The organism is Streptomyces sp. NPDC001604 (assembly GCF_042893475.1).
Classification (GTDB): Bacteria; Actinomycetota; Actinomycetes; order Streptomycetales; family Streptomycetaceae; genus Streptomyces.
The window spans coordinates 445,888-463,437 of the sequence record NZ_JBIAUY010000002.1 but is presented as its reverse complement, the minus strand read 5'-3'; the positions used below and the strand labels follow the sequence as shown (position 1 = coordinate 463,437).

The window sequence follows — 17,550 nt, the reverse complement described above, 5'->3', positions numbered from 1 at the left end:
TTGCGCGGCGCACTCATCTGCCCGGTCACACCGGGTTTTCTTGTGGGGGTTACAACACTGTGCGTACGCGCAGCATCTCGACCGCGACAGCGCTTGCGGTCCTCTTCAGCTCGGCGGCGCTGAGCGTCGTCGCGGCGGGCACCGCCTCGGCGGCCACCGCTCATGTCACCTCGCCCGGCGGCGTCGTCGCGGACGGCCCGCTGAAGCGGGTGTTCGTCGGTGACAGCTCCGCCGGGATCGTCGCGGTCACCGACTACTCCGGTGCCGTCCTCGGTTCGGTGAGCGGCGTCACCGGCGTCAGCGACCTCGCGGTCTCGGACGACGGGGCCACGGTCTACGCGGCCGCCCCGCAGATCCACGAGATCTGGGCCATCGACGCGGCCACCCTCGACGTCAAGACCCGCTACACGGTCTCCACCAACTACGGCCCGCGCCACGTCGCCTTCAGCGGCGGCAAGGTGTGGTTCACGTACGGCGACCAGTGGGACGGCAACCTCGGCTCGGTGGACCCGACGGTGGACCCGGCGGGCGGCACCGACCCGGTGACGCTGACGCAGTTCCCGACCGAGGGCACCGGTTCCGGCATCTGGGGCCAGGGCCTGCTGGACACCGACCCGAGCCAGCCGGGCATCCTCGCCGTCGGCGAGACCGGCCTGTCCACGGACTCGATGGCCGTGCTCGACGTGTCGAGCGGCAAGCCCGCGCTGGTCGCGTACCACAACGGCGACTACACGCTGAACAACGGCATCGGGGACATCGACCTCGTCCCCGGCGGCACGCAGGTGCTGGTCAACGGCAAGGACCGGGACGCCTACGCGGACGGCAAGTTCAAGGCGGCCGGCTCCTACCCGGACGGCCAGCTCGCCGACGTCGCCCCGAACGGCCTGATCGCCCAGGTCAACGGTGGCAAGGTCGTCACGTACAAGCCCAACGCCACGCTGCCGCTGCACACGTACGACCTCGGCACCTCCCACGCGGCCGCCCTCACCTGGGCGCCGGACCTCACGAAGGTCTTCGCGCTGGTGGGCGCGGACGGCGGGAGCGGCGGCTACAACCTCAGGGTGCTCGGCGACCCGACGCTGAACAACCCGACCCTCACGCTCAACGCCCCCTCGACGGCGACCCGCGCCAAGCAGCTCACCGTCACCGGCAAGCTCTCGGCCTCGGTCGCGCTGCCGGCGGGTGCGCAGCTGAAGGTCACCCGTACCGACCTGGACTCCCCGAACGGCAAGGCGCTGCCCGCCGTCACGGTCAAGGCGGACGGCACGTACTCCTTCAACGACACCCCGCCGGCCGGTGGCACCGTCACCTACAAGGCGACGTACGCGGGCGACGCCGAGCACTCGGCGGTCAGCGCGAGCGACAAGGTCGCCGTCTCCCGGAACGCGACCTCGCTGAGCCTGAACAACAACGGCAAGGTGTACTCGTACGGCGCCGACGTGAAGTTCACCGCGCACCTCGGTACGACGTACAAGAACCGCACGGTGGAGATCTGGGCCAACCCCTACGGCGGGGACAAGCCCAACAAGCTGCTGAAGACCGGCACGGTCGACTCCAACGGCAACATCTCCGCGATCGTCGACATGACCCGCGACACCGACGTCACGGCGGTCTTCAAGGGCGACGCCCGTTACGCACCCAGGGCGGTCAAGTCCACGGGCTACGCCAGGGTGAAGGTCTCCACGGCCGTCACCAAGAACTACAAGAAGGCCGCGATCGGCTCGCACACGTACTACTGGTTCCACAAGAGCACCTCGCCGGTCGTCACGACGACCATGACGTACTACCCGGGCCGTAAGCAGCGCCTCGAGCTCGAGGTCTACTACAACGGCAAGTGGTACGCGACCGAGGGCAGCCCCGAGTACTTCGCCCTCGGCTCGAACGGCAAGTCCGCGGTGAGCCTGGGCGCCCCGGGCGAGTCCGGCATCAAGGCCCGCGTCCGCGCGGCGTACATCAACAACTCGTCGGGCGACAACGTCAACTCGAACACGTACAGCGACTGGAAGTACCTGTACTTCACCAACTAGCCGACGGATGCATGAGAAGCGCCGGGCCGGTGGCGAACGCCATCACCCGGCGCTTTCGGCGTTCACCAGTCCTTGCCGCAGCGGAAGCGCGGTGGGCCCGCCCGTCGCCAGGAAGTACGCGTGCGCTCCTGTTCCTTCCAGGAAGTCGATGACGTGTTGATCGCGCCTGAGTGCGGCTCCCACGAGCCATAATCCGGACATGGCCGCACTGACCGACCTGCAGCGACGCATCCTGACCGACGTGCTCGCCGTGGGCAGTGCCTACCCGCTCGTCCTCACGGGTGACTGTGCCGCACAGGCGCACGGCCTGGTCGAGCACCTCAGCCAGGACCTCGACGTCGCCACCGAGAACCCCGAGGACATGGCGCGGATCGGTGCCACCGTACGGACCGGGCTGGAGGAACGGGGCTGGCAGGTGCGGGTGTTGGAGACGGATCCCCTCTCCGCACAACTGATCGTCACCGACCCGGAGAGCGGCGACGAGTGCGAGGTGGACGTCCTCAAGGAAGTCATGTGGCGGCCGCCGGTACAGACCGAGTACGGCCCGGCCCTCTCCCTCGAGGACGTCGTCGGCACCAGGGTCTGGGCCCTGGCCGACCGGGGCCTCGCGCGCGACCTCATCGACGTCCGAGCCGCCGCGGACCGTTGGACCCACCCCGAACTCGAGGAACTGGGCCGCCGCCACGCCCGGGACACCTTCGACCTCACCGACCTTCAGGCGCGTCTGTCCGGCGCGGACCTGATGGACGACAGGGAGTTCGCCGCCTACGGGCTCGACGCGGGCGCGATCGCGGAACTCCGCCGTTGGGCACAGGTTTGGGCCGACGACATCGCGGAACGCCTCCTGGAAGGGGAGCCGCCGGAGGACGAGTGAATCACCGGGCTCATGCGGCCTGCGCGTCCCGTTTCCGCTTGAAGGGCATCTCAAAGACTTCTGAGAACAGCCATGCCGACAGAACCGACGCAGGCAGCCCCACAACCACCGTGAAACAGAACGTGGGCAGCCCCGCCGACACATGGTCCGGGGCAATTCTCCGCACCACGATCATCACGATCGGCAGATGGATGAGATAGAGGCTGTACGAGAAGTCGCCGAGACGGCGCATGGGCCGAGTGGCAAGGAACCGCAACAGAAAGGCAGGCCGCCCGGTGGCGATTCCCGCAAGGAACATCGCCATGGCGGGAGCGACGGCGAGATCCACCCAGAAGTAGTGATGCACCGTCCAGACCGACCCCTTGACGGCGATGAGCGCCAGGACGGGAACGATCGCCAGGGCGGCAAGCCAATGCCAGGGCAGCCGCCGGACTTTCTCTCGCGCAACAACAACTCCTGCGCCGACCAGACCGGCGACGAACACAGGCACGAGATTCGGTGCCAGCCAGTTGTCACCTTCCACCGGGGAGGCATTTCCCGCGAGCACCCCACGTGCGACCACCAGCAGTGTCACACCGCTGACCAGGACCGCCGCCCCCAGCCGCCGCCGGACGAGGAGCAGCACCGGGAAGAGAAGATAGAGCTCCGCCTCCACGGCGATCGACCAGAACGCACCGTTCGGCGTACGAGCCGTGAACACGTCCTGGAGCACCAGCCCGTACACGGCGACGGTCCTGTAGTCCGGCGGCCCATGATGGGAGGCGCGCACCACGAAATGGGCGACTGCCACACTCAGCACGAGCGCCGCCCAGTACGGCGGAAGGATCCGCCGGGCCCGCCGCCGCAGAAACCGGGCGACGCCGCCTTGGTGCCAGCCGTTGCGCGCGGGCGAGAGCGCCAGCGAGAACCCGGACAGCACGAGAAAGAAGACGACGGCGAGCCGCCCGTACATCAGCCAGCCCAGCCAGAACGGACCCGAATTCCTGGGAAACCCCGGAAAGGCAAGCAACCAGCAGTGAAAAAGAACCACATACAGCGCAGCCACCCCACGGAGACCGTCGAGCCCCGGCACATGACTGCCTGCTTTTAATTCCCCCGTGCCGTCCACATCAGTATTCCTGCTGTCGGGACGGATCGATTCCAATAAAATTGTTCGGCCCTTCCTTTCTGCCCGGTCGCGGTCCATGGGCGCGGCACCACCCACAGCGACTCATACGTCGCAGGCAGCAACGGGGTTCAAAGTTGAGGACGAGTGAAAGCCCGTCGCCGGGCATGTCGATGTGGCGGTCGTCGCTCGTCGTCGGCGAGGATGCCCCGGTGAACGATCACATAGCACCCCCCGTCGCTGCTCCCGCCCCCGTCCTGCAACCGGTCCGGGCGGCAGGCATCGCCACCATGACCGCCCTTGCCCTCGCCGGGCTCGGATGGGCGGCGCGGGGCGTATGGCAGATCCGGCTCGCGATGGCGGGGGAGCCGGCCTCCGGGCCGCCGGACCAGGGCGACGCGGTGCACCGTCCGCTGACCTCGCTGGAGGACTCGTACCACCTCGTCAGCAGCGTGTCCGGCTTCGCGGCGGCGGTCTGCGCGATCGCGTTCATCGTGTGGATGGGCCGCATCCGGGACAACGGGCGCGAGCTGTCCGGGACCAGGCCGCGCTACTCCGGGCTGTGGGTGTTCTTCGGCTGGGTGGTGCCCGTCGTCAACCTGTGGTTCCCCCGCGGCATCATCGCGGACGCCTACCGCGCGAGCGCCCCCGGCGAGCGGCTGCCCCGCTCCCTGAACGTGTGGTGGGGCCTGTGGCTGATCGGCATGCTCAGCGGAGTCGGCCTCATGTCCGAGGACTCCACCGACGAGATCATCGCCCGCGCCTACACGCATGTGTGGCAGCTCCTGGCGTCCGACGCCGCGGTCGTCGGCGCGGCCGTGGCGGGCATCTTCGTGGTCCGCGCCGTCACCGCCGTACAAGAGCGGCATCTGAACCGGCCGTAGGACGAAGTCAGTTGGAAACAGTTGACCCTGGCCGGTCGCGGCCAGGGTCACGGTGGGAGCGCAGGTCAGGTCAGCTGACGCACAGCAGGCCGAGCACGCAGATCCCCGACGGGGAGGTCGCCGAGGACGACGACGTGTTGCCCGACTGGGACGTTCCCGAGGTGCTGGAGGAGCCCGACGTCCCGGAGGATCCGGAGGTGCTCGACGTGCCCGAACCCGTGCTGCCCGTGGGCGTCGAAGAGGGGGTCTGGGTCGTCGTCGTGCCGCCGGTGACGGGCGTCGTGTCGACGGAGGGGGTCTTCACGGTGGCCGCGGAGCCCTGCTGGGCGGACTTCGTCGCCGGCGTCGAGTGTGCGGCCGGGGTGTACGACTGCGTCCGCGCCGAATCGGTGTGGGACGCGGTGACCCCGGAACGCTGCTGAGCCTTGCCGGACGCGGTGGCGCGGTCGGGTGTGACGTCGGGCTTGCGGTGCTTGCCCGTGCCCGCCGGCGGGAGCTGGGCGTTCTGGTCCGCGGTCCCGTCCTCGGAGCCCATGCTGGAGAGGTCCGTCGCCGTCGACGCCTCGGCGCGGTGGCCGGAACCGCGGTCCATCGAGGCGACGGTCAGGCCGCCGCCGACGAGTGCCACGGCGGTCGCGACCACGGCCTTGCGCTGGTTCTTCTTCCAGCGGGCCCGCTGCCTGCGCCGGGCGGCCCGCCCCTCCGCAAGGGGTATCGCGGCCGCGGCGCCGGTTTCGGCGTCACCGTGTGCGTCGGTCCCCGGGGGCTCTTCCACCTCCGGCCACATCGCCGTCGCGGCGGGCGCGGGGGCGGGGCGGCCGTGGGAGGTCACCGGTGCGATGTCGGGGGCGTAGGCACCGCAACCGGGGCACACCAGGGCGCCGTTGAGGTGCCGGCGGCATGAGGAGCAGTAGTCCATCCGCTGTCTTCCTGACCCTTCGCACGGGGAGATGCACCGAAGATGCATGCGAGTTCGAACGGGCTGCAACGGTAACGAGGGTTTCGAAAGACTGTGTGAGGTCTGTGTGCTTCTCCTGCGCGGATTCTCTGCACGTCTCGCACACTGCGGTCGAACGACCAGGTCAGCGCCGGAACTGCCGGGTGATGCGCGAGTCCGTGGCGCTGATCACAGTCGCCGGGACGGTACTGGGCGGGGAACTCCGCGCCGGCCCCGGGGAAGGGGCCGGTCACGGGTGGGAGGTGCGGGCGCGGCTGCTCTGCTGAGCCCCGGTGGCCTACCGGTGAGTGAACCGCTCGAAGGCGTGGCTGAAGTACCAGGTGTCCTGCGCGATCCCGGAGCAGGAGTTGGAGCCGGCGGTGCCCACGCACCCGCCGTTGTCCCGCTGCAGCGCCCAGAAGGAGAGGGTGTTGATGCCCTTGGCCTCGGCCCATTGCTCGACCTTCACCGCGTCCTGGGTGGTGAAGGTCTCCTGGGGACCGAAGTCGTCGATGCCGGGCATCTCGGTGACACCGACCATGTGCCAGAGCTGGGACAGGCTCTTCTTGGGGTGGAGCGCGGCGAGTTGGCCGACGAGCCCGGCACCGGCGGTCTCGGTGTCGGCGGCCATGTCATGGGTGGTGCCGTCCCAGTAGTCGAACGTCATGATGTTGACGACGTCCACGCGCGCGTGGTTGTCGACGGCGTTCTTGAGAAGGGCCACGCCGTTCGGCGCGAGCCCGGTGGCGGTCGTGGGCAGGGTGTACGAGAACTGCACGCGCCGCCCGGTGCGTTCGGCCCACCGTTGCACCTGGGCGATGGCCTTGTTGCGGCGGTCGATCCCGGCGGTGTTGTTGATGGAGTCGGCCTCGACGTCGAGATCGATCCGCGAGATCCCGTACGTCGTCACCAGGCTCTCGTAGACCTTGGCGATGGCGTCGACGCTGGTGCAGCTGTCGGCGAGTTCCGTGCCGGTGGTGTCGGCGCCGTAGCCGCCGAAGGACGGGACGACGTTGCCGCCGCGGGCCTGGATGGCCGCGATGTCGGCGCCGAAGGTCGCCTTCGAGACGGGCTGGGTGGTGTCGCCGTTCCAGTAGGCGGTGCACGAACCGGCGGCATCCGTCTGCAGGAACGCCATGGTCAGGTACCTGTTCCCGGAGGCGGCGGCGAGCTGGGCCGGGCTCTCCCCGGTCCACGCCTCGAAGTACGGCGCGGCGACATGGGCGGGCATGGGCGCAACGGGCCGCGAGGGCGCGGCATCCGCTGCGGACGCCCCACCTCCCCCGAGCGCGACGAGACCGGCCGACAGGCCGGTCACGGTGACGCAGGACAGCAACGCACGAAGAACAGGACGCGGTCGTCTCATTGACGCTCCCAGGGGGATGGCGGAGAGGAAGAGGGGAGGGGTGTGGGGGCGAACAGACGACCATATTTGGACTAGACCAATTGTCTGTCAAGGTTCTTTACAGTTACCTGACCCTTCTGGGGGCTTCGTAGGATGCGTGCATGGCGGCTGAGAACGAACGGGCGGTCCAAGCGGCCATTGCCGGAGAACTGCGGCTTCTCGACCCTGAGGTGCGCGCTTCTCCGGCTCTCGTCTCGGAGCTTCTGCATCCGGAGTTCAGGGAGATCGGAGCGTCTGGTCGCCGGTGGGACGCGGAGTCGATCCTCACGGTGACCAGTGCAGGAACGGTGTCCGCCGATGCGCCGGTCAAGGTGAGCAAGATGTCAGGAACCGTCCTGGCTCCGGGGATCGTGCACCTGACGTACTTCGCCGACAATCAGGGCCGCCGGGTGTGGCGAAGCTCCTTGTGGCGCCTGACGGAGACGGGCTGGCGCATGTACTTCCACCAAGGCACGCCGGCCACCTGAAGGAAGCCGTGGAGAGATGTCCTCGTCATACGAGGGGGCAGGGCAGGGCGGGAGCCGAGCGGTTCGGGGAACCGATGCACGTACTCGGCGAGATGCTCCCCGATCCAGGCCGTGCCGGGGCGTTCGCCAGCCTTCATGAGCGGTTGGTCTCTGGCGTCCTCCATGGCCAGTGGCGGAGGTTTGCCGGTGCCGGTGATGCCGATCACCGCCACGTCGCCCCTAGATATAGAAGTACGCCTCGCGTTGGCCCCGTTCAGGGGGCACCCACGGCCAATCAGGGCAGGTCCGTTGTCAGTGCCAGCCGCTATGGTCTCGAACGCGCGGTCGGCTTCCGGGGGTTCCAGCTCAGTAGGGATGGCTGCATCCCCGACCTGTCTGGGGGCGGCCCGGAGATTCGTCCGGGACCTATCCGACGGTCGGGCTTTGTCGATGGCCACGAGGCGACCTGCCAGCGCCGGCCGCGCACCACCCTGCACACCGGCTTGTCATACCTTCTTGACGACGATGGTCTCCGGCAGGAGCTTCTCCAGGTCGTCCACGTCCGAGGTGGAGACGGTGACCTGCCCCTTCTGTCGGCGTGCGATGACGGCCAACAGGGCATCGATGGCGTACTTGTGGCCGTGCAGCTCGGCGGCGGCCAGGAGGCGTCGGGCCTGGCGGGCCTCGTCCTTTCCGATGGCGGCGACCTCGAGCCGGGAGAGCACCCAGTCCCAGCGCTGCTCGGTGGTTCTGCCGTCGTACGCCTCGATCAGGGTCATGAGTGACGTCACCACCTCGGCCTCACCCCTGGCCGCGAGGTCTGGCCAGGCGATCATCTTTCGATCGCCGCGTACGGCCAGGGACAAGGCCTCGCAGTCGAGTACGAAGACGCGCAGTGGCCGTTGGTGTGCTCAGCGGCGCGCTTCTTCACGCGGCCCATCCGGGGTTGTGTCCTCCGGCGGCGCGGCGGCGCTCGTGCTCCGCGTCGAGATCTTCCAGTTCCGCGATTGCGTCCGCGCGCTCGTCCTCGCTGACCGGGCCGTGTTCCCCCTGCAGCCAGTCGACCAGCTCCAGCAGCCGGTCCCGGTCGCGCTCGAAGAGATCGCTTGATTCGGTCAGTCCCTGTTCTGGGCGTTCAGACCTGGCCGTAGAGCGTAGCCAGGTCGACCAGCTGGACGTCGGGTTCCGCCTCGGCGACGGTGCGGGATTTGTCGTTGAAGCCTGCTCCGCTGAAGCAGATGAGCCGGGTATGGGTCGTGTCGTAGCGGCCGGCCTGGGCGATGAGGTCGCGGATGTGGCGGAGGCGGTCGATGTGGGCCATGCCCATGGTGTCGTTCCACTTGGCCTCCCCGATGGCCAGGAGCGGCGGCTTGCCGGCGTCGGCGATTCCGATCACCGCCACGTCGACCTCATGGCCGATACGGGCCTTGGGATCGTGGACCACGCCGTGCCCGGCACGGGCGGGCAGACCGCCCAGGAGTTCCGGGTCCGCGTGGTGGAGAGCCCAGTCACGGCAGACCTGTTCGAAATGAGGCCCCAGGACGTTGCTGACGAAGCGTCGGCGACTGGCCTGCCAGACCCGTGACGCACTGCCAGGGCGTTCGAGCTGGTCCCAGACCGGCCGCATGATGGCGTGATGGAAGCCGATCAGTGGCTCGGCGATTCGGTACGTGGGCCGGTTGTCGCGGAACACGTCGGCGTCACGGTGGAGCAGTCCCGCGTCTTCGAGGACGTTGATGGGGTGCGCGATGTCGGTGGCCTTGCGTTCCAGATAGCCGGCCATGCCTCCGCGGGTGGCGTTGCCGTCGGCGACGGCGGCCAGGACGGACAGGTACAGGGCGGTGTCACGGAGATCGGGTTCCTCGGCCAGCAGATAGCGGGCCTCGCGGAAGAGGGGGGTTTCGGGATTGAGGACGGTACGGACGACCCAGTCGTCGAAGTCGTCCGGTCCCGCAGGAGTGTCTCCGCGCGCGAACTCGCGCCGGTAGGCGGGTGTGCCGCCGACGATCGCGTTCACCTTCATGGCCAGGTGAGGATCGGTGATGTTCCAGAACTCGGCCGCGAGACGGTGGTCGAGCGGGCGGACGACCAACTCCACTCCGGCCCGTCCGCGCAGCGGGGCGTTGCCCGACAGCAGCCGCCCCATGAAGGACAGCGCCGAGCCGCACAGCAGCAGCCTCGTTCGGGAGGCAGTGCGCTGGTCACGCAGCGGCCGCAGTGCCTCCTGGATGATCGAGGGCAGCTCCGGGTTGGCCTTGGCGAGGTACGGGAACTCGTCGATCACGACGGGTACGGGCCGCTCGGAGCCGAGAGCGAGCAGCGCATCGACAGCCTCCGCCCAGTTGGCGAAGTGGAACGGGCTGGCAGGGCGGACGTGGGCGGTCAGTGCGGCGCTGATCCGGCGAAGCGACTCGGCATCCGTGGCTTCAGTCGCACCGAAATAGAAGCCTCCGGCGGCACGGCAGGCGGCATCCAGCAGGAACGTCTTCCCCTGGCGGCGACGCCCGGAGACCACGCCAAGGGTCGCACCCGGCTGCGCGTCGGTGATGAACCGTCTCAGCGCCGACCACTCGTGGTCACGGTCGAACATCTCAGCAGGCTTGTCCACGCCTTCCCCTAGATATAGAAGTACGACTCCATAAACTGTACTCCTATATTTGAGGAGTGCGGCTTCCCATGCCTGCCCGGTCGTGCGGATAGGCCGATACACGCGCCGGATGAGGAGATTCCGTAGGAAGTTGATGGGATGACAACCGGATGTCTTGACGTGGTCTCCACGGGCCCGTTGGCTTCTTGCTCACCCGGTGGTCCGCTCCTCCACTGCCCGGAAGGCACCTGCAAGTGATGGCTCACACCCCCCGCAGAACCGGCGCGCGTCGTTTCGCCGTCGTCCCCGTGCTCGCCTCCGCCTCGGCGCTCCTGCTCTCCTCGTGCGGTGTCATCGACAGCGTCAGTGGAAGCAGCAGTTCCGCGAGTCCCACGAAGGGCGACGACATCACGGTGGGGCTGTTGCTGCCCGACACGGCCACCGCGCGGTTCGAGAAGTTCGACCACCCCCTGATCAAGGAGCGGGTCGCCTCCCTCACCCATGGCAAGGGCAAGGTCCGCTACGCCAACGCCGGTGCCAGCGTGGGCAAGCAGAGTACGCAGTTCGAGGACATGATCGCCGCCAAGGTCGACGTCATCCTGGTGGATGCGGTGGACGCCAAGGCCATCGCCCCGGCTGTGCAGAAGGCCAAGGACGCCGGGATACCCGTGATCGCGTACGACCGGCTCGCACAAGGGCCGATCGACGCGTACATCTCGCACGACAACGAGCTCGTCGGCGAGGTGCAGGGCCGTGCCATCACGGACGCGCTCGGCGAGAAGGCCGCCTCCAGCAAGGTCGTCATGATCAACGGCGATCCCGGCGACCCGAACACGGCCCTCGTCAAGGACGGCGCGCTCAGCGAACTCAAGGGCCGGGTGAACATCGTCAAGTCGTACGACACCGACAAGTGGTCGCCGTCGGTCGCCAAGGCGAACATGACCAAGGCCATCCAGTCCGTCGGGCTCGGCAACATAGCCGCCGTCTACTCGGCCAACGACGGCATGGCGGGCGCCGCCATCGACGCGCTGAAGGCGGCGGGCGCCACCAAGATGCCGCTGGTCACCGGGCAGGACGCCAACCTCGATGCGGTGCAGCGGATCGTCGCCGGCGAGCAGACGATGACCGTGTACAAGTCGTTCCTGCTGGAGGCGACCAACGCCGCGGAGATGGCGGTGGACAAGGTGCAGGGCAAGAACCTCGAGTTCGACGCGCTGACCCAGGACTCGGTCGACAGCCCCACCCAGAAGGGCATCCCGGCGATGCTGGTCCCCGTGGTCGCCCTCACGAAGAACAACATCAAGTCCACGGTGATCAAGGACGGTGTCTACACCGTCAAGGACATCTGCACCGCGAAGTACGCGGCCGACTGCGCTGCCATCGGCCTGAAGTAGGCCTCCGCACCGCCCGGGACGCATGAGCGTCCCGGGCGTGTGTGTCAGCGGCCGTTCCCGTTGCCGCCCTTGGCCCCGTTGCCGCCCCTGGCCGGGGACCGGCGGCGGCCCTGCTGGGCCGGGCGGCCGCGCCGGGCCCGCGGGGCGGAACCCGTACGCGCCGGGCGGCTCTCGGGAGCGGCCGGCGGAGTGAGGACGACGGGCACGCCCGACGGGGCCTGGGCGCCCGTGATACGGCTCAGTTCGGCCTCGCCGGAGCGGACCCGGGTGGTCCGCGGGGTGATGCCGGCGTCGGCCATCAGACGGGACACCTCGCGGCGCTGGTGCGGCAGGACCAGCGTGACGACGGTGCCGGACTCACCGGCGCGTGCCGTACGGCCGCCCCGGTGCAGATAGTCCTTGTGGTCGCCTGGCGGGTCGACGTTGACGACGAGGTCGAGGTTGTCGACGTGGATGCCGCGGGCCGCCACGTTCGTGGCCACCAGCACGCTGACCTGACCGTCCTTGAACTGGGCCAGGGTCCGGGTGCGCTGGTTCTGCGACTTGCCGCCGTGCAGCGCCGCCGCGCGCACCCCGACGGCCAGCAGCTTCTTGGCGAGCCGGTCCGCCGCGTGCTTGGTGTCCAGGAACATGATCACCCGTCCGTCGCGGGCGGCGATCTCGGTCGTGGTCGCGTGCTTGTCCTCGTCCTCCACGTGCAGCACGTGGTGGTCCATCGTGGTGACGGCGCCCGCGGACGGGTCCACGGAGTGGACGACCGGGTCGTGGAGATACGTCCGGACGAGGCGGTCCACGTTGCGGTCCAGCGTCGCCGAGAACAGCAGTCGCTGACCGCCCGGGCGCACCTGGTCGAGGAGAGCGGTCACCTGCGGCATGAAGCCCATGTCGGCCATCTGGTCGGCCTCGTCCAGGACGGTGATGGCGACCTGGTCCAGACGGCAGTCGCCCCGGTCTATGAGGTCCTTGAGCCGGCCGGGTGTCGCGACGACGACCTCGGCCCCGGAGCGCAGGGCGCCCGCCTGGCGGCCGATCGACAGCCCGCCGACCACGGTGGCGAGCCGCAGCCGCAGCGCTCGGGCGTACGGTGTGAGCGCGTCGGTGACCTGCTGTGCCAGTTCCCTGGTGGGGACGAGGACGAGGGCCAGCGGCTGCCGGGGCTCCGCCCGCTGCCCTGCGGTCCTGGACAGCACGGCGAGGCCGAAGGCGAGCGTCTTGCCCGAGCCGGTGCGCCCGCGGCCGAGAACGTCGCGGCCTGCGAGGGAGTTGGGCAGCGTCGCGGCCTGGATCGGGAACGGGGCGGTCACGCCCTCGGCGCCGAGCGTGGCCAACAGGCGCTCGGGCATGTCGAGTTCGGCGAAGTCCTCGACGGGCGGCAGCGCCGGGGTGACGGTGACGGGCAGTGCGAACTCGCCGCCGGACGCGGCGGGGCGGCCCCGGCCCGGCGTACGGGGACGGCCGGATCTCTTGTTCGTGCGAGTGTTCGTACGAGCTGTGCGGTTCATGCGGAAGCCTCCTCGATGCGGCACGTATCGAGGAATGCCTCCCGGCGGACGGACCGCATGAGGATTCGCAAGAAGTAGCCGAAGAAACCGAAGGAACGGATGACGAATTCGAAGTGAAGGATGCGGCGAAGATTGGAGCGGAGTACGGGAAAACGCAACGAGCCGGGGCCCGCACCCAAAGAGTGCGGGCCCCAGCCACGTGGTACGTACGCGTCAGCGTCAGGCGGGAAGGATGTTCTCGGCCTGCGGGCCCTTCTGGCCCTGCGTGACGTCGAAGGTCACCTTCTGGCCCTCGTGAAGCTCACGGAAGCCGGAGGTGGCGATGTTCGAGTAGTGGGCGAAGACGTCGGCGCCGCCGCCGTCCTGCTCGATGAAGCCGAATCCCTTTTCCGAGTTGAACCACTTCACGGTGCCGGATGCCATACGGATCTCCCTCAACAAAAAAGAGTGCTCGTCGACGGAAGGTCGAAGAGCACTCAAAAGCCTCTGGTAACCAAAACTGCCATTTGGCACCGTAGCACAGGTGGTGGCCCGATGCTGGGGTATAACTCGGCCATGATCTATCACGTCGTGTCGAGCGCCGAGTGGAACGCGAGTCCCGACCGGCCCTACGCCCCTGCCTCCCTGGTCGAGGACGGTTTCGTCCACTGCTCCCCCGACGAGCCGACCACGCTCAAGGTCGTCGACGCGTTCTACGGCAGCGCGCCCCGGCCGCTGTTCGTGCTGCTGATCGACGAGGCCCGGCTGAGCGCGAAGTGCGTGTGGGAGGCGGCGGATCCCGCGCCGCCGCCGGGAGTCGCCGAGGGCACCCTGTTCCCGCATGTGTTCGGGCCCCTCGACCGTGAGGCGGTGGAGCGGGTCCTGATGGTCCGGTGGGACGAGGAGGGCCGCGCGACGGGACTTGCGGACGCACCACCCGACGTACGTCCGTGACCAACAAGCGCCAAAACTCCGGCAAAGAGGCCTGTGGCGACAGCCGTTCGCCATGTCATCGTGCCTGCCATGAGCACAGATCACCTCACCTCCGACCGGCCCGCGCAGCACGCGGGCCGCATACGGCACGCGGCGAGCAAGGTGCCGGAGGTGACCGTCTACTTCTGGATCATCAAGGTGCTGACCACCGGGATGGGTGAGACGGCCTCCGACTGGCTGGCGCACCTGCTCGGCCCGATCCCCGCGGTGGGCGTCGGCGGCGTCGCGTTCGTGGCCGCCCTGGTGGTGCAGTTCGCCGTTCGCCGGTACGTCGCCTGGATCTACTGGACGGCGATCGTGGTGGTCAGCGTGTTCGGCACGATGGCCGCGGACGTGCTGCACGTCGGCCTCGGAGTGCCGTACCTGATCTCGACGCCGTTCTTCATGGTGGCGCTGGCCGCCGTCTTCTTCCTCTGGTCCCGCAGCGAGGGCACCCTCTCCATCCACAGCATCCACACCCGGCGCCGCGAGGCCTTCTACTGGGCGGCGGTCCTCGCCACCTTCGCCCTCGGTACCGCAGCGGGCGACCTCACCGCCACGATCGGCCTCGGCTACCTCGGTTCGGCCGTCGTCTACGCCGCCGCCATCGCCGTACCGGCCGTCGCCCACCGCTGGAGCGGCCTGAACGCGGTGGCCGCCTTCTGGTCGGCGTACGTCATCACCCGTCCGCTCGGGGCCTCCGTGGCCGACTGGATGGCCGTGGGCCACAACCGGGGCGGACTGGCCCTCGGGCTCGGTCCGGTCACCGTGTCCTGGACGGTCGCCATCCTCGGCTTCGTCGGCTACCTCGCGGTCTCGCGCAAGGACGTCGAGGCCGCGGTCTGAGTCCGGCCGGCGCGTCGGTACGGCCGTGGAACCGGTCAGGCGGTGCGGCGGGCGAGCCCCCGTACCGCCAGCGCCCCGCACAGTGCCGCCAGCGGCAGCTCCGCGCCGAACGCCATCGCGAGCGCCGAGAGCCGGTCCCCGCCCGGGGCCGCCGTCATCGTGTCGAACCAGGCGTCGGCCACCAGCAGGGTCGCGGTCGCGGAGGCCGTGAGGGCGTGCAGGGGGTGGCCGCGGGCGGCCAGCAGTCCCGTGGCGATCAGGCCCGTCGCCTCCAGGGCGTCCAGGCCCACCCAGGCGGTGTTCCAGTGCGTGGCGACGGCGGTGTCGGGCAGGCCCTTCGCCAGCACGACCAGCCAGGGCAGCAGGGCGAGACCGCAGCCGACGAGGACATGTTCCGTGCGGCAGCGGTGGTACCAGCGGCGGGCGCCGGGTACGGCCACGCGGCGGGTGACACCGGGCTCCTGACGGATCATCAGCAGGCTCATCGGCTCGGTCTCCTCGTGTTTCCGGCTCTCCTCCACGACCTCAAGCCTTCGCCACACGGCGGTCACAGTCAGTAACGCAGCTGTCCGTTCCGGGGGTGGCACCAGTTGCACCCCGAGCCGGGCAACTGCACCATGGACCGCCCCTGACCTGGGCAGTAGCGTTTCGTCAATGCGCATCGTCACCCGCCTGCGGGGCATCGTCCTGCGGCCGTTGCGAGGGTCAGGCCGCCCGGTCGCCTTCCTCGCCACGGGCCTGCTGATCCAGTTCGGCGTGCTGCTCGTCACGGCCCTGCCGTGGCTGCTCTTCCTCCCGGTCCTCGGCCCGGCGGGCCAACTGCTCCTCGCAGTGCTCCTGCCGCTCGCCGCCGTCGTGCTCGCGGGACCGCTGCTGACCGAGGCACAGCACGCCCGCTTCCGGGTCCGGCTCGGCGTGGACATCCCTTCGCCGTACGGGGGACGGCGGCCCCGGCCGTACCAGTGGCTGCGGTCCCCGGCCGGACGGCGGCAGCTCCGGTACCACCTGCCGGCCGGGCCGCTTCTCGCCCTTGCGGCGGCCTTCACGCTCCTGACCTGGGCCGTCGCGCTGGTCGCCACCACCGTCTATCTGTGGATCTGGGCCGTACCTCTGGACTGGCGCCTTGAGCACCTCGGGTATTCGACCTGGGCGGCCTACCTCACGGCTGCCGGGATCGGCCTGCTCTATGTGGCGGCCTGGCTGTCCGCCGCCCTCACCCGGCTGGACACCCGTCTCGCGACCGTCCTGCTCGGGCCCAGCCGGGCCGAGCAACTGGCGCGCCGGGTCGAGGCGCTGACCGAGAGCCGGGCGGGTCTCGTGGACGTCGTCGACGCCGAACGGCGGCGCATCGAACGGGACCTCCACGACGGCGCACAGCAGCGGCTGGTCTCGCTGGCCGTGAACCTCGGGATCGCCAAGGCCACCCTCGGCGACCTGCCCGAGGACGTCCGCCGCGTGATCGACGAGGCGCACCGGGAGGCGAAGGAGGCGATCGAGGAACTGAGCAGTCTGGTCCGTGGGTTGCATCCGGCCGTCCTGGAGGACCGCGGCCTCGACGCCGCGCTCTCCGGCCTCGCCGCCCGGGTGCCGGTCCCGGTGCGGGTGACGGTGGAGCTGACCGCGCGGCTGTCCCCGACGATCGAGTCCGTCGCCTACTTCGTCGTCTCCGAAGCGCTGACCAACGTGGTGAAGCACGCGGAGGCGTCCGAGGCCGAGGTCACGGTGGTGCGCGCCGGGGCGACCCTGCTCGTGGTCGTCCGGGACGACGGTGTGGGCGGCGCCCGACTCGGCGGTGGGACCGGTCTTTCGGGGCTGGCCAAACGGGTCGCCTCCGTCGATGGCACGCTGTCGCTCGACAGCCCCGCCGGGGGGCCGACCGTCATCACCGTGGAGCTGCCGTGCGTGCCGTGATCGCCGAGGATTCCGTACTGCTCCGGATCGGCGTGGTCAGGGTCCTGGAGATGGCCGGTTTTGAAGTGGTCGCCGAAGTGGGGGATGCGGAGGCGCTGTTGGCGGCGGTGGAGGAGCACCGGCCGGACATCGCGGTGGTGGACGTGCGCATGCCGCCCGGCTTCACCGACGAAGGCGTACGGGCCGCGCTGGTCGTCAAGCGCCAGTGGCCGAAGACCGCCGTACTGCTCCTGTCCCAGTACGTCGAGGAGCGGTACGCCACCGATCTGCTCTCCGCCAACACCTCCGGCATCGGCTATCTGCTCAAGCAACGGGTCGCGGACGTCGAGGAGTTCGCGGCCACCCTGCGCCGGGTGGCCGCGGGCGGCACCGCCCTCGACCCGCAGGTGGTCTCCCAGCTGCTGGTACGGCGCCACAGCGACCCGCTGGACCGCCTCACGCCCCGGGAGCGCGAGGTCCTGGAACTGATGGCGGGCGGCCGCTCCAACGCGGGCATCGCCGAACAACTCGTCGTCAGCGAGAGCGCGGTGGCGAAGCACATCAACAGCATCTTCGCCAAGCTCGACCTGCCGAAGGCCGACGCGGACCACCGTCGGGTCCTCGCGGTGCTGCACTTTCTCGGGGTGGCGTGAGTGCCGGAGCGGACGGACGACGCGAACGGCCCGGGTGCGGGACCCGGGC

16 protein-coding genes and 2 pseudogenes are annotated in these 17,550 nt (G+C 69.4%); 10 read left to right on the top strand and 8 right to left on the bottom strand.

Annotated features, from left to right (window positions below):
* The first annotated feature begins 59 nt into the window (after positions 1–59).
* Together ACFY1E_RS07335 and ACFY1E_RS07330 are read left to right on the top strand one after the other, a co-directional pair.
* On the top strand, positions 60–2,027 hold the full coding sequence (locus ACFY1E_RS07335; protein WP_389072521.1) for a YncE family protein: 1,968 nt from the start codon (positions 60–62) through the stop codon (positions 2,025–2,027).
* A 199-nt stretch (positions 2,028–2,226) separates the two neighbouring features.
* Entirely contained in the window at positions 2,227–2,901 is a 675-nt protein-coding gene (locus ACFY1E_RS07330; RefSeq protein WP_389072518.1) for a nucleotidyl transferase AbiEii/AbiGii toxin family protein, read from the top strand.
* 10 nt (positions 2,902–2,911) lie between these two features.
* On the opposite strand, the gene ACFY1E_RS07325 is transcribed toward ACFY1E_RS07330, so the two are convergent.
* On the bottom strand, positions 2,912–4,087 hold the full coding sequence (locus ACFY1E_RS07325; RefSeq protein WP_389072517.1) for an acyltransferase family protein: 1,176 nt from the start codon (positions 4,085–4,087) through the stop codon (positions 2,912–2,914).
* Positions 4,088–4,218: 131 nt separating this feature from the next.
* Between ACFY1E_RS07325 and ACFY1E_RS07320 the strand changes: the two genes are divergently transcribed.
* On the top strand, positions 4,219–4,890 hold the full coding sequence (locus tag ACFY1E_RS07320) for a DUF4328 domain-containing protein (RefSeq protein WP_389072514.1): 672 nt from the start codon (positions 4,219–4,221) through the stop codon (positions 4,888–4,890).
* Between the two features lie 70 nt (positions 4,891–4,960).
* Here the strand turns inward: ACFY1E_RS07320 and ACFY1E_RS07315 are convergent, their stop codons facing one another.
* Positions 4,961–5,809 carry a hypothetical protein gene (locus tag ACFY1E_RS07315; protein WP_389072512.1) on the bottom strand — a complete coding sequence of 283 codons (849 nt, stop codon included), beginning with the start codon at positions 5,807–5,809 and terminating at the stop codon, positions 4,961–4,963.
* A 325-nt stretch (positions 5,810–6,134) separates the two neighbouring features.
* Positions 6,135–7,193 (bottom strand): annotated as a pseudogene (locus ACFY1E_RS07310) (chitinase); the annotation flags it as partial.
* Between the two features lie 140 nt (positions 7,194–7,333).
* On the opposite strand from ACFY1E_RS07310, the gene ACFY1E_RS07305 reads away from it, so the two are divergent.
* Entirely contained in the window at positions 7,334–7,699 is a 366-nt protein-coding gene (locus ACFY1E_RS07305; protein ID WP_389072510.1) for a DUF4440 domain-containing protein, read from the top strand.
* Between the two features lie 485 nt (positions 7,700–8,184).
* Here the strand turns inward: ACFY1E_RS07305 and ACFY1E_RS07300 are convergent.
* Positions 8,185–8,609: pseudogene (locus tag ACFY1E_RS07300) on the bottom strand (hypothetical protein).
* Between the two features lie 17 nt (positions 8,610–8,626).
* Between ACFY1E_RS07300 and ACFY1E_RS07295 the strand changes: the two are divergent.
* Positions 8,627–8,788 (top strand): hypothetical protein, encoded by a 162-nt coding sequence (locus tag ACFY1E_RS07295; RefSeq protein ID WP_389072509.1) that lies wholly within the window; start codon positions 8,627–8,629, stop codon positions 8,786–8,788.
* Positions 8,789–8,813: 25 nt separating this feature from the next.
* Here ACFY1E_RS07295 and ACFY1E_RS07290 read toward each other — a convergent pair whose 3' ends face one another.
* Positions 8,814–10,286, bottom strand: a complete 1,473-nt coding sequence (locus ACFY1E_RS07290; RefSeq protein WP_389072506.1) for an ATP-binding protein — start codon at positions 10,284–10,286, stop codon at positions 8,814–8,816.
* A 236-nt stretch (positions 10,287–10,522) separates the two neighbouring features.
* Between ACFY1E_RS07290 and ACFY1E_RS07285 the strand changes: the two genes are divergently transcribed.
* On the top strand, positions 10,523–11,659 hold the full coding sequence (locus ACFY1E_RS07285) for a sugar ABC transporter substrate-binding protein (RefSeq protein WP_389072504.1): 1,137 nt from the start codon (positions 10,523–10,525) through the stop codon (positions 11,657–11,659).
* Between the two features lie 44 nt (positions 11,660–11,703).
* Here ACFY1E_RS07285 and ACFY1E_RS07280 read toward each other — a convergent pair whose 3' ends face one another.
* Both ACFY1E_RS07280 and ACFY1E_RS07275 read right to left on the bottom strand, forming a co-directional pair.
* Positions 11,704–13,161, bottom strand: coding sequence for a DEAD/DEAH box helicase (locus ACFY1E_RS07280; protein WP_389072501.1), 1,458 nt, complete (start codon positions 13,159–13,161; stop codon positions 11,704–11,706).
* Between the two features lie 219 nt (positions 13,162–13,380).
* Positions 13,381–13,584: a cold-shock protein gene (locus tag ACFY1E_RS07275; protein WP_389072499.1), complete on the bottom strand. Its 204-nt coding sequence runs from the start codon at positions 13,582–13,584 to the stop codon at positions 13,381–13,383.
* Positions 13,585–13,716: 132 nt separating this feature from the next.
* Here ACFY1E_RS07275 and ACFY1E_RS07270 point away from each other — a divergent pair, with 132 nt between their 5' ends.
* Together ACFY1E_RS07270 and ACFY1E_RS07265 are read left to right on the top strand one after the other, a co-directional pair.
* Positions 13,717–14,094: a DUF952 domain-containing protein gene (locus tag ACFY1E_RS07270; protein ID WP_389072496.1), complete on the top strand. Its 378-nt coding sequence runs from the start codon at positions 13,717–13,719 to the stop codon at positions 14,092–14,094.
* 69 nt (positions 14,095–14,163) lie between these two features.
* Positions 14,164–14,958 (top strand): hypothetical protein, encoded by a 795-nt coding sequence (locus tag ACFY1E_RS07265; protein WP_389072494.1) that lies wholly within the window; start codon positions 14,164–14,166, stop codon positions 14,956–14,958.
* 35 nt (positions 14,959–14,993) lie between these two features.
* On the opposite strand, the gene ACFY1E_RS07260 is transcribed toward ACFY1E_RS07265, so the two are convergent.
* Positions 14,994–15,479, bottom strand: coding sequence for a hypothetical protein (locus tag ACFY1E_RS07260; protein WP_389072492.1), 486 nt, complete (start codon positions 15,477–15,479; stop codon positions 14,994–14,996).
* A gap of 133 nt (positions 15,480–15,612) precedes the next feature.
* Between ACFY1E_RS07260 and ACFY1E_RS07255 the strand changes: the two genes are divergently transcribed.
* Positions 15,613–16,869, top strand: a complete 1,257-nt coding sequence (locus ACFY1E_RS07255; protein WP_389072489.1) for a histidine kinase — start codon at positions 15,613–15,615, stop codon at positions 16,867–16,869.
* Positions 16,857–17,501, top strand: a complete 645-nt coding sequence (locus ACFY1E_RS07250) for a response regulator (RefSeq protein WP_389072487.1) — start codon at positions 16,857–16,859, stop codon at positions 17,499–17,501. The genes ACFY1E_RS07255 and ACFY1E_RS07250 overlap by 13 nt, the downstream gene beginning before the upstream one ends.
* The last annotated feature ends 49 nt before the right edge of the window (positions 17,502–17,550 follow it).

Bases quoted from the DNA above. Each gene is read 5' to 3' on its own strand.
- ACFY1E_RS07325 (WP_389072517.1), bottom strand. From the start codon at position 4,087: ATGGACCGCGACCGGGCAGAAAGGAAGGGCCGAACAATTTTATTGGAA.
- ACFY1E_RS07305 (WP_389072510.1), top strand. From the start codon at position 7,334: ATGGCGGCTGAGAACGAACGGGCGGTCCAAGCGGCCATTGCCGGAGAA.
- ACFY1E_RS07275 (WP_389072499.1), bottom strand. From the start codon at position 13,584: ATGGCATCCGGCACCGTGAAGTGGTTCAACTCGGAAAAGGGATTCGGC.
- ACFY1E_RS07270 (WP_389072496.1), top strand. From the start codon at position 13,717: ATGATCTATCACGTCGTGTCGAGCGCCGAGTGGAACGCGAGTCCCGAC.
- ACFY1E_RS07265 (WP_389072494.1), top strand. From the start codon at position 14,164: ATGAGCACAGATCACCTCACCTCCGACCGGCCCGCGCAGCACGCGGGC.
- ACFY1E_RS07255 (WP_389072489.1), top strand. From the start codon at position 15,613: ATGCGCATCGTCACCCGCCTGCGGGGCATCGTCCTGCGGCCGTTGCGA.
- ACFY1E_RS07330 (WP_389072518.1), top strand. From the start codon at position 2,227: ATGGCCGCACTGACCGACCTGCAGCGACGCATCCTGACCGACGTGCTC.
- ACFY1E_RS07280 (WP_389072501.1), bottom strand. From the start codon at position 13,161: ATGAACCGCACAGCTCGTACGAACACTCGCACGAACAAGAGATCCGGC.
- ACFY1E_RS07315 (WP_389072512.1), bottom strand. From the start codon at position 5,809: ATGGACTACTGCTCCTCATGCCGCCGGCACCTCAACGGCGCCCTGGTG.
- ACFY1E_RS07285 (WP_389072504.1), top strand. From the start codon at position 10,523: ATGGCTCACACCCCCCGCAGAACCGGCGCGCGTCGTTTCGCCGTCGTC.